The 13434-nt window shown below is 39.4% G+C and carries 11 protein-coding genes; all 11 read right to left on the bottom strand.

Going from position 1 to position 13434, the window contains the following annotated elements; all coding sequences use genetic code 11:
• Nucleotides 1-81: 81 nt before the first annotated feature.
• The 11 genes from ROSEINA2194_RS11815 to larC all read right to left on the bottom strand — a co-directional run bounded on the left by ROSEINA2194_RS11815 (nt 82) and on the right by larC (nt 13347).
• Nucleotides 82-1581 carry a lactate racemase domain-containing protein gene (locus tag ROSEINA2194_RS11815; protein ID WP_044927825.1) on the bottom strand — a complete coding sequence of 500 codons (1500 nt, stop codon included), beginning with the start codon at nt 1579-1581 and terminating at the stop codon, nt 82-84.
• A gap of 112 nt (nt 1582-1693) precedes the next feature.
• Nucleotides 1694-2530: a triose-phosphate isomerase family protein gene (locus ROSEINA2194_RS11810; protein WP_007887242.1), complete on the bottom strand. Its 837-nt coding sequence runs from the start codon at nt 2528-2530 to the stop codon at nt 1694-1696.
• Nucleotides 2531-2610: 80 nt separating this feature from the next.
• Nucleotides 2611-3765: a class II fructose-bisphosphate aldolase gene (locus tag ROSEINA2194_RS11805; RefSeq protein WP_007887240.1), complete on the bottom strand. Its 1155-nt coding sequence runs from the start codon at nt 3763-3765 to the stop codon at nt 2611-2613.
• Nucleotides 3766-3859: 94 nt separating this feature from the next.
• Nucleotides 3860-5023 (bottom strand): 6-phosphofructokinase, encoded by a 1164-nt coding sequence (locus tag ROSEINA2194_RS11800; RefSeq protein ID WP_007887239.1) that lies wholly within the window; start codon nt 5021-5023, stop codon nt 3860-3862.
• 256 nt (nt 5024-5279) lie between these two features.
• A complete protein-coding gene (locus tag ROSEINA2194_RS11795; protein WP_007887238.1) occupies nt 5280-6533 on the bottom strand; it encodes a phosphoglucose isomerase-related protein in 1254 nt (417 codons plus the stop codon).
• 118 nt (nt 6534-6651) lie between these two features.
• On the bottom strand, nt 6652-7311 hold the full coding sequence (locus ROSEINA2194_RS23040; RefSeq protein WP_044927823.1) for an MFS transporter: 660 nt from the start codon (nt 7309-7311) through the stop codon (nt 6652-6654).
• Nucleotides 7281-8072, bottom strand: coding sequence for an MFS transporter (locus ROSEINA2194_RS23035; protein ID WP_007887236.1), 792 nt, complete (start codon nt 8070-8072; stop codon nt 7281-7283). Before ROSEINA2194_RS23035 ends, ROSEINA2194_RS23040 begins: the two co-directional genes overlap by 31 nt.
• A gap of 220 nt (nt 8073-8292) precedes the next feature.
• Nucleotides 8293-9498, bottom strand: coding sequence for an ROK family protein (locus ROSEINA2194_RS11780; protein ID WP_007887234.1), 1206 nt, complete (start codon nt 9496-9498; stop codon nt 8293-8295).
• 284 nt (nt 9499-9782) lie between these two features.
• Nucleotides 9783-10838 (bottom strand): glycoside hydrolase family 3 C-terminal domain-containing protein, encoded by a 1056-nt coding sequence (locus ROSEINA2194_RS11775; RefSeq protein WP_007887233.1) that lies wholly within the window; start codon nt 10836-10838, stop codon nt 9783-9785.
• Nucleotides 10817-12226 (bottom strand): glycoside hydrolase family 3 protein, encoded by a 1410-nt coding sequence (locus ROSEINA2194_RS11770; RefSeq protein WP_007887226.1) that lies wholly within the window; start codon nt 12224-12226, stop codon nt 10817-10819. The genes ROSEINA2194_RS11775 and ROSEINA2194_RS11770 overlap by 22 nt, the downstream gene beginning before the upstream one ends.
• A gap of 299 nt (nt 12227-12525) precedes the next feature.
• Entirely contained in the window at nt 12526-13347 is an 822-nt protein-coding gene (gene larC / locus ROSEINA2194_RS11765) for a nickel pincer cofactor biosynthesis protein LarC (RefSeq protein WP_007887224.1), read from the bottom strand.
• Between the last annotated feature and the right edge of the window lie 87 nt (nt 13348-13434).

Here is a 13434-nt window from a genome sequence, read left to right as displayed (position 1 = left end):
AACGAACGAACGTACGTACTCTCTCTCTCTTTTTTTTTTTGGGGTATATTTTAAATTAGTATCTGGCTTTTTATAATATGATTAGCAGCATCCACATCCGCCATTGTTATGACGATGTCCATAAGCGTCCATACAATCATCTTCCGGATTCTTCATGCAAAGATGAACAGCTGCCTTCTTAAATGTCATAGGAAGTGCTAAAATGTTAGGATTCTTTCCTACGAACTTCTTCTCTGCATCTGCTAAAGCTTCTTCAAAAGTAGCTCTTGTCTTAAGACCCATTCCTCTTGCATATCCCGGTTCCTCAGCACCAACAATATAGATTGCACTTGTATTCATCTCGGCGATATGTCCACAGGACATCATAGAGAATCCGTGGAATGGATGGAATGCATTTGTGAAACGGTATTTACGGATATATTCTTCATTTGTTGCGAAGTACTCGCCGTAACGGTTGATATCCGGCAATGTATTCATATGATCATGCTGGAATAATTCATACTGTTCTCTTAAATATGGCCATAATTCATCATGGAAGTATCCGTTACAGATAGAAGAGCAGATAATTACACAGTTGTCACTCATAACACGTTTAAATCTTAATACCTGTGCACTTAATGCCTGCATCATCATGATTGGGTTTGTTCCCATTCCATCACCATAGTGGAATTTCTGTGGCATACCAAATACAAGTACATCGTACTTCTTCTCTGCCCAGTGTACATAAGTTCTCTTATCTGCAAGTTTCCAGCTGATCGGCATCATCTCTTTTGCATATCCGGAATAGATTGCAATCTGTCTTGAACATGTATCAAGTACCGCATCACAACAGAAGAATGGATGTCCCATCTTCTCTTCCATATGCATACTGATCTCATTGAATTTATCACGCATTAAGCTTCCGCCATTAACCGGTGTAAAGTCGTCTCTGTGCATAACAGAAGGTACATGATGGCTTGCAATACATCTCCAGTTTGTGATACCTGTTGCACTGTGTTTGTATCCGCCTGAATATCCACCATATGGATTTCCCTGTACATGACCGATTAGAATTGGAATATCACAGTCAAATACATATTTGTTCATGTATACCGGATCACCTCTGTGAGTTTTTCCAAGATATACCATATGCTCCTGATCCTCACTGTCATGGCTGATGATCTGACCTGTATGCCAGAATTCGTTGAATAATTCCTCACCGAAAATTGCCTTTGCATCAGATTCTTTACTTCTTGGATGTAAACCATTGGAAATAATGAACAGAATATCTTTCTTCTCAACACCTGCCGCATAAAGTTCTCTTAAGATGTATTTGATACTTAATTTTCTATGGCTAGTTGCCTGTTCTCCACCTTTAACACGGTCTGGAACGATAAATGTAACAGTGCTTCCTTTATGAGCAAGCTCTGTTAAAGTTGGCATTCCGATTGGATGAGCAAGACTCTCTAAATATGCTTCCTCTAATTTATCTTCCGGGATATAAGCCGGATCTTTTACTGTTTCACCTGGAATAAAAATGTCAGTATTATCTGGTAACTCAGCTGTCATAGTTCCCTGGCCATATTCGAAATCGATCTTCATATCTTTGTTCTCCTTTTCATTCATAGTATAATTTACCGTAATCCGGGAAACATTATTCTTCTCTGTTTCCAGGATTCATATTTATGTTCTGTGTCTTGTTCAAATTCTTGGGTTATTTACCCATATAAAGGCGGATGATCTCAAGGTATTCTTCCGGATAATATCCGATCTCACCCTGGAATCTTGTAAGTGCGATCAGTCCTCCGTCGATTTCATCGATAGAAGCGAGCATTGCTGCATTATCCTGCTTTAATCCACCACCGTATACAATATCCATACCACCAGTCTGTTCTTTTACAAAACGTGCGATCTTAGTGATGTAGTCTTTTCCTGCCGGTGTTTTACCAGGTCCGATTGACCAGATTGGCTCATAAGCGATCACGACTTTAGATTTGTCAACATCTTTTAATCCGATCTCAAGCTGTTTGCCTAATACTTCCTGCCACTGATCCTGCTCTTCACTCTTTTCTCCGATACAATAAAGAACTGTCATTCCTCTTTCAATGGCACATTTGATCTCCTGATTTAACAGACGATTCACTGCATCTGTATCTGTCACTCCTGCTTCTGCAAGAATTCCGGCCTTATCGTTACGTTCTTCACAATGTCCGATGATTGTTGTCTCACATCCTGCCGCAACCATTGCAGATGCCGGTCTGTTTGTTGTAAATGCACCAAAATTGCCACCTACTGCAGTGTCTGCTCTGTAAACACTCTGGCATCCAACCTTGATCGGGCTGTCCTCTGTTTTTGCTTTTGCTGCATTTAAAAGGTGAACCTCCGGAAAATACATTGCAAATTCTACTTCTGAACGATCATATTTTTTCAGTTCGTCCTGTGTATTCTTTACAATATACTCTGCCCACTCAGCAACCGGTGCAATACGGTTTACTCCACCAAATTCTGTTGGAACATCAAATCTTTTTAAATTCAGATAAATATGTTTCATGGATTTTCCTCTCTATCTGGTATGGATACCGGAAGCACCCGCTGTATCTCCGGCATCCATTATGATCAACTTACTCTTTCTTAGATTCCTGCTTTTCTGTAACGTTCTGCCATCTCGTCGATTGTAACGCGTTCTACCTTCGGTGCTTTTCCGTAGCTTCCGAACTTCACAAGTAATGGTGCGATTGCTTCTTTTACACCATCTTCAATGCATGTACAGATTCTTGCAACATCATCATCCGGAACATTTCCGTACATAATTGTATCCATGATCGGTGTGATGAATGCACGAGGATCAAATGCTGATTTCTTTGTCTCTAATAATTCATAGATCTGACCTACAGATGCACTGTTTCTAAGAGCAGCATCTTTTGCAAAAAGCTCTTTCATATTTCTTGTAACTGCCAGACGAAGATCTGTATCAACATTGATCTTATTAATGCCGCAATGGCTTACTTCTACAAGCTGGTCTACATCGATTCCGTATGCATTTGTGATCTCTCCGCCAAGGGCATTGATCTCTTCTACAATATACTGTGGAACAGTAGAAGAACCATGGCTTACAAGATATCCCTCAATTCCTTCATGTAACATACATTCCTTGATCGCGATTGCAATTTCCTTACGGATCACTGCATTCTTGCCTTTGTTTGCACCGTGCATGGTACCATAGCTGATCGCTAATGCATCAACACCTGTTTTCTTGAAGAAATCAATTGCACTTAATGGATTTGTGTAAGTACTTGTTGCTGCGAATACATGATCTTCAACACCTGCTAACACACCAAGCTCACCCTCTACTGTAACACCTCTCTCATGAGCGTATTTTACAACTTCACGTGTCAGTTCTACGTTCTCATCGAATGGAAGAGAGCTTCCGTCAATCATGACACTTGTATATCCGCCTTCGATCGCAGCGATACAGGAATCGAAATTCTTACCATGATCTAAGTGAAGTGCAACCGGAATATCACTATCTGCCGCATATTTCTTTACTGCTGCTCCGATATTCTTAGCTCCTGCTTTCTTATCCTCTAATGTGGAATTAGCGAAATCTGTACGTCCACCCATAAATCCATTTGCAAGATCAGCTCCCTGAATGATCGCAGGGCTTCTTAAAATCTGATGAACATCTACAGCTGCTTTTACCTGGCATACAGCATTTACATTAAATGCACCCTGTGCATAACCATTCTTATCTGCTGCATCCAAAATTGCTCTCATTGGTACTAACATAATAATCCTCCTTGTTTTGCGAAGCAAAATCCGATCTCCCTTGTGCGAGGAGAGGATTTAGCCTCCTTGTTTTTCTTTCTATTGATATATGTTATTAGTTAAAAGAAATCATCTTAGGCAGTTCACCACCGATCAGTGGTCTGCACCATTCCTTGAACGCTTCCGTTACACCATTGCCCTCTTCATTAATAAATTCATCCGGCATGGTTCTCTCATACATCATGACTTTATCGATATCTACTAAAAATGGTTTCATCACATATGGTTCTGTAGAAACACGCTCAAATGCTACCATCTTTCCGGATTCACCATTCATGATCGCTTCGCAGGCCATCTTTCCTGCAAGCACTGCTTCTTCACGGTCAACAGGACTCTGTTCATGTGCGGCTGCACGGCCTACCAGACCCGGTTTCTCACCTCTTGCTTTGTATCCGAGCTTCTTAATAACAAGATTAGCAAGGTGCTGGCTGACATCACCAAAATAAGTTGCACGTCCAACCTGGAAGATTGGCTCAACAATTGGCTTTCCGTCTTTATCTCTTAAACCTTCACTTGCAACTACTACGATTCCGCTCTTCTTCTCAAGAAGCTTCTTCACGTCATCAAGGAATTTCTCCTCATCAAACGGACGCTCTGGAAGATAAATAAGATCCGGACCAACACCATCTCCATCGTCTGCCAATGCACTTGCTGCTGTAGTCCATCCTGCATTTCGTCCCAATGCCTCTACAACAACTACGTGGATTGGAAGTCCTTTGACATCTGCTGCCACTTCCTTCACACTCTGTGCCATATATCTTGCAATGCTTCCGTATCCAGGACTGTGGTCTGTGATCGCAATGTCATTATCATGAGTCTTCGGAATGCCCATTACTCTGATATCTAATCCTCTTGCCTGACAGTTCTTATAAAGCTTTCCGCAGGTATCCATACTTCCGTTGCCACCATTGAAAAGTACGTATTTAATATTCTTCTTTAAAAGTACTTCGATCATTCTGTCGTATTCTGCCTGCTCAATCTGATCTCTGGATGTTCCGATCGCACTTCCCGGCGTATTCAGTAAAAGTTCCAATTTCTCATCCGGAACATTTTCAAGCTCGATCAGTTCTTCTCTCATCAGCCCGCCTGTACCATTCTTAGCGGCATAGATATGTTCGATCTCTTTATACTTTTTTGCTTCCTTTACTGCACCGTACAGTGATGCGTTGATCACAGATGTCGGACCACCACCATGTACGATCAGTATATTCTCTCCCATAGTTTTCTCCTCCTGATTTGAAGTATTTGTCTGCTATTTTGGTTGACTGCAAACAGAAACTGTGTTGCTGAAATTATAAAATTCCGACACTTCTTACGCTGTTTACATTATAACACATCCGTCACAAATTTTGCGTGGCATTTACGCAAACGTTTGTGATGTTTCACCAATATTTTATCACAAAAAACTTCGGACGTTCATTACAAGTCCGAAGCTTTTTGTGTTCCATATTTCATGATCTGATTAAACATAGTTTTTATTTTCCAAGTGCCTCAAACATCCACTTTTTATAAGCCTCTACTCCCGGCTGGTCAAATGGATTTACACCCATGATCTTGCAGGACAAATAGCATGCGAACTGGAAGAAATAAAATAACTGTCCGAAATGATAAGCATCCAATTCATCCACTTCTATCGTAAGACAAGGGAGTTTTTTGCTATGTGCTGCCACAGTTGCATGATATGCGGCTTTGTTGATCTCCCAGAAATCTTTTCCATCCAGATAATCAAAATAATCTTCCTTTTCATCCGGTTCTACGATCAAAGATGCATTCTGCTTCTTTACATCCAAAAATGTCTCAAACATAATCGGAGAACCATCCTGGATAAACTGTCCTACTGAATGCAGTTCCTCCGAAAATTCTCCTGCCACCGGAAAGACTCCTTTATTATCTTTTCCTTCACTTTCTGCAAAAAGCTGGATCCACCATTTATAGAAGAAACGGAACTGAGGCTCAAAACTTGAAAGCATCTCCACACGGTATCCTTCTTTATAGTAGAGATTTCTAAGACATGCATACTGATATGCAATATTCTTTTCGGCACTCTCTTCATGTACACGGATCTGCATATCCCTTGCTCCCTTTACAAGTTCGCTGATATCAATTCCGGCTACTGCCATTGGAAGCAATCCAACATTTGTCATTGCTGTGTAACGGCCTCCGACATTCAGTGGAAATTCTAAAAATGTGTATCCATATTTTGTGCAGAGTGTTTCCAGGGAACTTCCCACGGTACCGGTAGCAATGATTCTTTTTCCTGCTTCCTCACCATATGTTTTTTCCATATATTTTCTTAAAATACGGAAAGAGGAACCCGGCTCTAATGTTTCGAAATTCTTTGCAATACAGTCAATATAAATGGATTTTCCCTCTAATCTCTTCATCATGCGGTTCATTGCATCCGGAGAGAGCGTATTTCCGGCATAGATAATTTCCGGTGCATCATCCTTCCTTAAGGCTTCGATCACGGAACGTGCTGCGTTATTTGATCCACCTACTCCGATCAGAACAAATGCATCTGCATTTTCACGAATCTCTTTTGCAATTTCTTCCAGACGTTTTATATTCTCTTCGCCTGCCCACTCCTCTGTGTCAAGCCATCCCTGACTGTCTGCATAGCAGTTCTCCCCTGTTTTTGCTTCTTCAAGTATTCTGATATTTTCTGATGCGATCACATCAACTGCTTTTTTCTGATCTTCCGACTGATTGTGAATGATTAAGTTTAACATATTTCTACCCTTTCCCAATCTGATAATTTGTTTGATTTTTTATAATTCTTATTTTAATCTAACGAAGGAAAGGGATAACTTGTATTCCTTTCCTTCTATTGATGACTATTTACAGAAACTACAGAATCAGATCATCTTCTAAATTTACGAAAGACATTTTGTCAAGTTTTTCCTGCATCTCTACTTCACCTTTACGAGTTAATGGATAGAAATACATTGCAGCAATAGAAAATACATATGCAATGATCGGTCCTACTGTACATAACAGCAAAATTGCTTTTAAACATCCAGGTGTCTGTTCTACTGCATCCTTATTATATCCTGTCGCAGAAAGAATAATTCCACTAAAGAACATTGAGAAAGCCTGACAGCATTTATTGACAAATGTGAACGTAGAATTAACAAGTGCGGTTCCATTAATTCCAAGTGTCATCTGTGCATAGTTTGCAGAATCAAGTACAGCTGATCGGCTTAACATATTGTTAATAGTCCATGTAAATGTGATCGCAATATATGTAAACATAACTGCTGATATTGCGTATGCACCCTTTAATCCTGTAACAAGCATTGGAAGAGTAACTAAAATTGCAAGTGCCTCAATACCAATAATTCCTGCTCTTTTTCCTGTCTTTTTTACAAAAGGCTGAATAAATGCTACTAATGCAAATCCAACAAAAGTAGATGCATATCCGATATATGTGATAAGATCTGTTCTTCCGCCCATATTATATTTAAAGAAATACATTCTTAATGAATTGGAGATCTGGAATGCGAACATATCTGTTCCATATGCGATAAGTACACATAAAAGAGCTTTGTTTTTGTAATAACTGAAAATGTTTCTTTTAAAGAAAATCCCTTTTTCTCTGTTTTTGCATTTTTTGCTGCCGGATCGTATACATCAACATTTTTTACTGACATTGCTGATAAAATAAAAATCACTGCACTGACAGCACCAAAGATCACTGTAAACTTAAACCATGCAGATGCATTATCCTGTCCTCCTAATTTGTCAAGGATTGGTAATGCCCATGCTGATACTACCAAAGATGCAATAGATCCAAATGCCTGGAAGATTGCCTGGATTCTTGTTCTTTTTGCAATATCATTTGTAAGAATTGCAGGAAGTGCAAGCTGTGGAATCTGGACAATTGTCCATGCCAGGGAATAAATAATATATGTAATAAATGCATATACCACTTTTCCTGTCATCGAGAAATTCGGTGCTGTGAAAAGTAATACAAACATAATTCCAAGGAATGGTGCTCCTGCGATAATCCAAGGTCTGTATTTACCGATTTTCGTATTAGTTTTGTCAACGATAATTCCCATTAATGGATCTGTAAATGCATCCACAAGTCTTGCTACCATAAATACCAGTCCTGCCATAGCAGGTGAAATTCCAAGAATATTGGTATAAAAGTATGTAATATAGGTACCTACCATCATAAAGATGATATTGTTTGCAAAGTTACCTGTACTGTATAACCAGTAATGTACTTCTGATGCTTTTGGCTTAGCCTGATTATTTGTTTTCATATTTTCTCCTCCGTTAGGTTGTTAAATCTTTTAATTATGTTGGTTTTAAAATAGTACTTCTGCCCTACCAAAAGTACTTTTTAATTCCGTCACTTTGTTAAAACTTTTAATAATTATATTATATGATAAAATTTATAAATATCAATTGACAATTATTCCAAATATAAGGCACTTATTTTGTTGATATTTACTTAAACTTTTTAACTAATATTTAGTTATATTAAGTGACCGCTACTAAATATTTAAAAACTTTTCGCGGATCAAAAAATATGCTGCCCCTTTTCGCACCGCGGAATTTTTCAAATGGAGCAAACTCAATCTGAACCTCTTCTTCATTGAGTCCAAAGAAATTGCTTTTTGCCGATTCTAATAATTGCTTTCTGTTCTTTTCTGATTGAAACAAGCAGCTATCTGCCACCACATAACCAGGATTGATCAAATTCACAACATTTGCCAGAGCAATTCCAAGATAACCAATCGCCTGTTCAATAATCGAATTGACTTCAGGGTTTCCCAGTTCCTGTACTTCAAGGATTTGATCCATCCGAAGTATCCTATCCTTCTGCACACGCTCTCTAAGTTCCGGAAGCCTGCCTCCTAACATTGCCTCCTGGCAATTTCTGAAAATTGCTCCTTCGCTGCCAAGATCATCCACACATTTAAGTTCTTTGCCGACGCTTATCACTGTATGGCCGATTTCTCCTGCTCCTGCTGTATATCCTGAAACCACATCATCTTTCAACATTAATGGACACGCAACACCTCTTGAAACAAAAAAATATGCAAATGAATCCGGTTTTTGTCCACGCATACTCATTTCATGTCCAACAGCACGAAGCCTGACATTGTTATCGATCAGTATCGGCAGATGGATCCGCTCCTCTAAATCTGTAGCAAATGGTTTTCCCATCCAGTCTTTTCTTGGATTGCTCCGGATCACACCCTTTTCTCTGTCAATAAATCCCGGTAGTCCTACCCCTACTCCAAGCAGATTTCTGCCTTTTGCTTTATCCACCATTTCGTTTATGATATTAGTTATCTTTTCAAGCATACCTGCATAATTTTCAGCAGGACTTTCATATTCTGATTGTTCTAAAACTTCTCCTCTTAAATTCATCAGAACCGCCCTGGTTGCATATGGGCCAAGTTCCACACCAATTGCATAGGCTGCCTCTGCACGGAATGCAATTGCATTCGGACGTCTTCCCATGTTATTTACAAGTTTTCCATCTGTTATGGGTATTTCTTCTAAAATCCCCTCCGAAAGCATTTCGTTTACACTCGTTGTAATTGTCGGAAGTGTTAATCCTAATTCTTCGGCTATCGCAGTCCTTCTCGCATTCTCCATCCGAAATATCATATTTTTGATCAAGACACGATTTCGTCTTCTTGTTTCCAGTAAACTGTTTCCCTTTTTTCCAGTCATGCTCTGATACCCTTTTCCTACTCTTTTATCTCAACCGATTCAATATCCAGTATATTCTCTGTTAGTATCATAACATATTTTCAAATTATTGTAATCAAAATGTATGATATTTTATCAGCATGGTTTATTCCTATTTTTTTGTAAAAAGCAGTAAAAGACGTGACCAAAATCACGCCTTTTACTGTTCCAATAAAATTATTCTGCTTTGTCTGCTCTTATCGTCTACATATACATCATTAATTGTCCTAATGTAACGCCACTTTTATTTGGTCTTTTTTCATATTTTATTTTTCTTCCACTTCACAGGTATAACTTCTCTTACCTGCAATACAAATTTTCTCGCCAGTCAGACTAATTGTCTCTTTGAACGGAAGATCTTCTGAAGATGTACCAACCATAATATCAAGCTGTCCCGGTTCTACAACAAACTGCATCTCTTCGTCATAATATCCAAGCTGTGCTGTATCCAAATTGAAAGTAATCTTCTTTGTCTCACCTGCATTTAAATGAACTCGTTTAAATCCGGCAAGCTGTTTATTAGGTCTTACGACATGTGCTCCGTGGAATGCCTGATAAAGCTGTACTACTTCATCTCCGGCAACAGCACCTATATTGCTTACTGTGCAGGAAACTTCGATTTTTCCATCAGTCGGAATCTCGGTCTTTTCAATTTTGAAATGATCCAATGCAAACTCTGTATAACTCAACCCATAGCCAAATGGATATAATGGCGTTCCCAATCCATCCGTATATCCACCACTGAAAATAGCTGCACTCGTAGCATCGCTTCCCGATGCATATCCGGAACCGTTTTTATGATTATAAAAAATCGGTATCTGTCCGGCACTTCTAGGAATTGTTACATTCAGCTTACCTCCAGGATTAAAGTTTCCATCAAGAACATTTGTTACAGCTTCACCTGCAAATGGTCCCGGCATCCATGCCTGAACAATTCCTGCGACATTTTCTACTGCCCAGTTAACAGAAAAAATTCCCGGTCCATATAAAACAAGCACGACAGGTTTTCCTGTTGCAGCAACCGTTTCTAATAATTTTTCCTGAACACCAGGAAGTTCCAATGACTGACGATCTTTTCCCTCACCGCCTGTCACATTAACCCATCCGCAGTTTCCACCTAATGCCATGACAACAACATCACTCTCATTTGCTGCTTTCACTGCGTCTGAAAATCCTTCTTCTGATGTTCCGATAATATCGCATCCTTGTGCATAAACTGTCTCAAATCTATCTGAAAGTACTTCTTTTAAGCTTCTAGTGTGAAGCGTTCTCAAAACTCCGTTCATATCGTCCAGCTGTTTTACATCTTCCTCATCCAGCATATCAAACAGTGTTTCAAATGGTCCTTTTGGTGCCTTTTCTTTTCTGCCTTAGCCTGTTCATCTGCAATTCCATTGAATGTTACTGATGCATTGTTTTTTCTTCCTGCATCCATCATCTCGATATAAGCAGGATAAGTATATCCGCTTACCGGATAACGGAGGCTGTCTGCATGCGGTCCGATCACAGCAATCTTTGTTCCTTTTTTGATTGGAAGGACACCATCATTTTTAAGAAGTATAAGGGAATCCTGTGCAATTTTTTTGCTGACCTCTTCTTTTTCCTCATTTCGCATTGCTTCTTCCAGTTTTTCAATTTCACAATATGGATTCTCAAATAATCCCCGCTTAAATTTAATTGTAAGGATTCTTCTAACTGATTCATCGATTAGTTTTTCATCAAGTTCTCCGCTTCTGACGTAATTCGGAAGATTACGGTAGGATGCACCAACCGGGATTTCTGTATCACATCCTGCTTTCTTTGCAAGAAGTCCAGCTTCCATATAACTGTTTGCAACTTTAAAATAGTTATATGTTTTTAATACTGCCGCTCCATCTGATGTCAGCATCCCTTCAAATCCCATAGTGTCACGAAGTAAATCTCTTGCAATTTTCTTATTATCAATTACCGGCAGTCCATCAATCTCTGCATAGTTTGCCATCATTGCATCAAGACCTGCTTCTTTATCTGCAGCTTCAAAAGGTGTCGCAAATACTTCATATAATTCGCGGTCATTTAATCTTGTAGTCGCAGTATTAAGTCCTGCCTGTGTCTCGGCATATCCAAGAAAATGTTTTGCTATACAGCTTACGCCCTGATTTTGCATACCTCTGACGTAATGAATACCCATCTGGCTGATCAGGTACTGATCCTCGCCATATGTTTCATAAGTACGTCCCCATCTCGGATCTCTGGATACGTCAATTACCGGACTCATAGCAGATGTGATTCCAACTGCTCTGGATTCCTGTCCAATGATCGAACTCATCTCTTCTGCCAGTTCCGGTTCCCATGTTGATCCAACATTAATCTGAGCCGGAAAAAGTGTTCCGCCTGCTCCCGGGTATCCACACAAATTCTCTGACTGCAACGCAACCGGTATTCCAAGTCTGGTTTCATTTACAAAAAAATCCTGCAGTTCATTGGTAATCTCTGCAATCTGTTTTGGACTCACGAGACCAACTAATGAATACTGCGTAATTCTTCCATGTCCATCCTTAAATTTTTCTTTCAAAGCTTCATGACTTAATTTACCATCTACAATAAAGGATGCCGCAAGGTCTCCACACAGCTGTGCAGCTTTCTCTTCCAGTGTCATTCTGGAAAGCAAATCTTCCACACGTACATCTACGGGTTGACTAGGGTCTTTGTATAACATCTTATCTTCCATTTTCTCTCCTTTTAATCACTTCTATCCGGATAGTTCCAGCCAGAAATCTATGCACTATTGCAATTCAACAATTATGTTAGGGCATATATTGTTGTACTCGATACTTTATTAAAAGTTTTAACTTAATGGATAATTTATTAATAGCACTTCCTGCTCAATTTGTCCAGTACAAAATATTTTTTTTACATTTCATACAATATTTTCAGGTTACTTTCAGTAACTACTCACAAAAATTGGCTTCTATCGCTTTTGCGCAATCCCCTTCTTTCATTCTCTCATATTTTCATACTGCTGTCTGATCAGGCAATCATCATTGCACGCAATACCCCGACACATTCATATTCTCTTTTTCCTGCACCTATTCCTACTTTCTCTATCACAAACTGCTCCGGGAGCTGTTCACTCGTGCGAAGTGCGGCGGCAATCGCTGCTCCTGTCGGTGTCACTAACTCTCCATCTACATTTGTAATATGCAATTTCAAATGATGATCTGTTATAATATTCGCTACTGCCGGAACCGGAATCGGAAGCAGACCATGCTGGCATCGCACCATTCCTCTTCCTTCATTTAACTGAGGGATATAAACTTCATCAAAATTTAAACTGTCTGCACATACTGCAGCGGCAACAATATCAACAATTGAATCTACCGCACCGACCTCATGAAAATGCACCTGTTCAAGTGGTACACCATGTGCTTTTGCCTCTGCATTTGCAAGGATTTTTACGATTTTGCATGCAAGTTCTCTGGCACTGTCTGTCATAGATGCATGTCCGATAATGTGAATAATATCCTCCGGGCTTCTATGCTCATGGTGATGATGTTCGTCATGGTGGTGATCCTCATGGCCGTGATGGTGTTCTGCATGATGATGATCTCCATGCAGATATTCCATATCATGATCATGATTTTCATGTGCATGATCTAAAATAACATTAAAATCACACGCATCCAATCCTGATTTTTTCACTCTCGTAATCTCCGTTTTAAATCCATCTACAGGAAGACTTTGAAGTGCCTCTTCCATTTTTTTCTGATCTGCTCCCAGATCAAGCATAGCTCCTACAAACATATCTCCACTAATTCCGGAACCACATTCCAGATATAACTTATGCCCCATTGTGTATTCTCCTTTTTCTTGCAGATTTATTGTTCTATCATGTATTACATACTTCTGTTTTGTGCCTTTATTTTAACACAGTTTTCG

This window comes from Roseburia inulinivorans DSM 16841, from assembly GCF_000174195.1.
Lineage (GTDB): Bacteria > Bacillota > Clostridia > Lachnospirales > Lachnospiraceae > Roseburia > Roseburia inulinivorans.
The sequence above is the reverse complement of the archived record's forward strand: the minus strand, read 5'-3'. Positions and strand labels throughout refer to the sequence as shown.

Bases quoted from the DNA above. Each gene is read 5' to 3' on its own strand.
- ROSEINA2194_RS11815 (WP_044927825.1), bottom strand. From the start codon at position 1,581: ATGAAGATCGATTTCGAATATGGCCAGGGAACTATGACAGCTGAGTTA.
- ROSEINA2194_RS11810 (WP_007887242.1), bottom strand. From the start codon at position 2,530: ATGAAACATATTTATCTGAATTTAAAAAGATTTGATGTTCCAACAGAA.
- ROSEINA2194_RS11805 (WP_007887240.1), bottom strand. From the start codon at position 3,765: ATGTTAGTACCAATGAGAGCAATTTTGGATGCAGCAGATAAGAATGGT.
- ROSEINA2194_RS11800 (WP_007887239.1), bottom strand. From the start codon at position 5,023: ATGGGAGAGAATATACTGATCGTACATGGTGGTGGTCCGACATCTGTG.
- ROSEINA2194_RS11795 (WP_007887238.1), bottom strand. From the start codon at position 6,533: ATGTTAAACTTAATCATTCACAATCAGTCGGAAGATCAGAAAAAAGCA.
- ROSEINA2194_RS23040 (WP_044927823.1), bottom strand. From the start codon at position 7,311: ATGTTCGCATTCCAGATCTCCAATTCATTAAGAATGTATTTCTTTAAA.
- ROSEINA2194_RS23035 (WP_007887236.1), bottom strand. From the start codon at position 8,072: ATGAAAACAAATAATCAGGCTAAGCCAAAAGCATCAGAAGTACATTAC.
- ROSEINA2194_RS11780 (WP_007887234.1), bottom strand. From the start codon at position 9,498: ATGACTGGAAAAAAGGGAAACAGTTTACTGGAAACAAGAAGACGAAAT.
- ROSEINA2194_RS11775 (WP_007887233.1), bottom strand. From the start codon at position 10,838: ATGCTGGATGAGGAAGATGTAAAACAGCTGGACGATATGAACGGAGTT.
- ROSEINA2194_RS11770 (WP_007887226.1), bottom strand. From the start codon at position 12,226: ATGGAAGATAAGATGTTATACAAAGACCCTAGTCAACCCGTAGATGTA.
- larC (WP_007887224.1), bottom strand. From the start codon at position 13,347: ATGGGGCATAAGTTATATCTGGAATGTGGTTCCGGAATTAGTGGAGAT.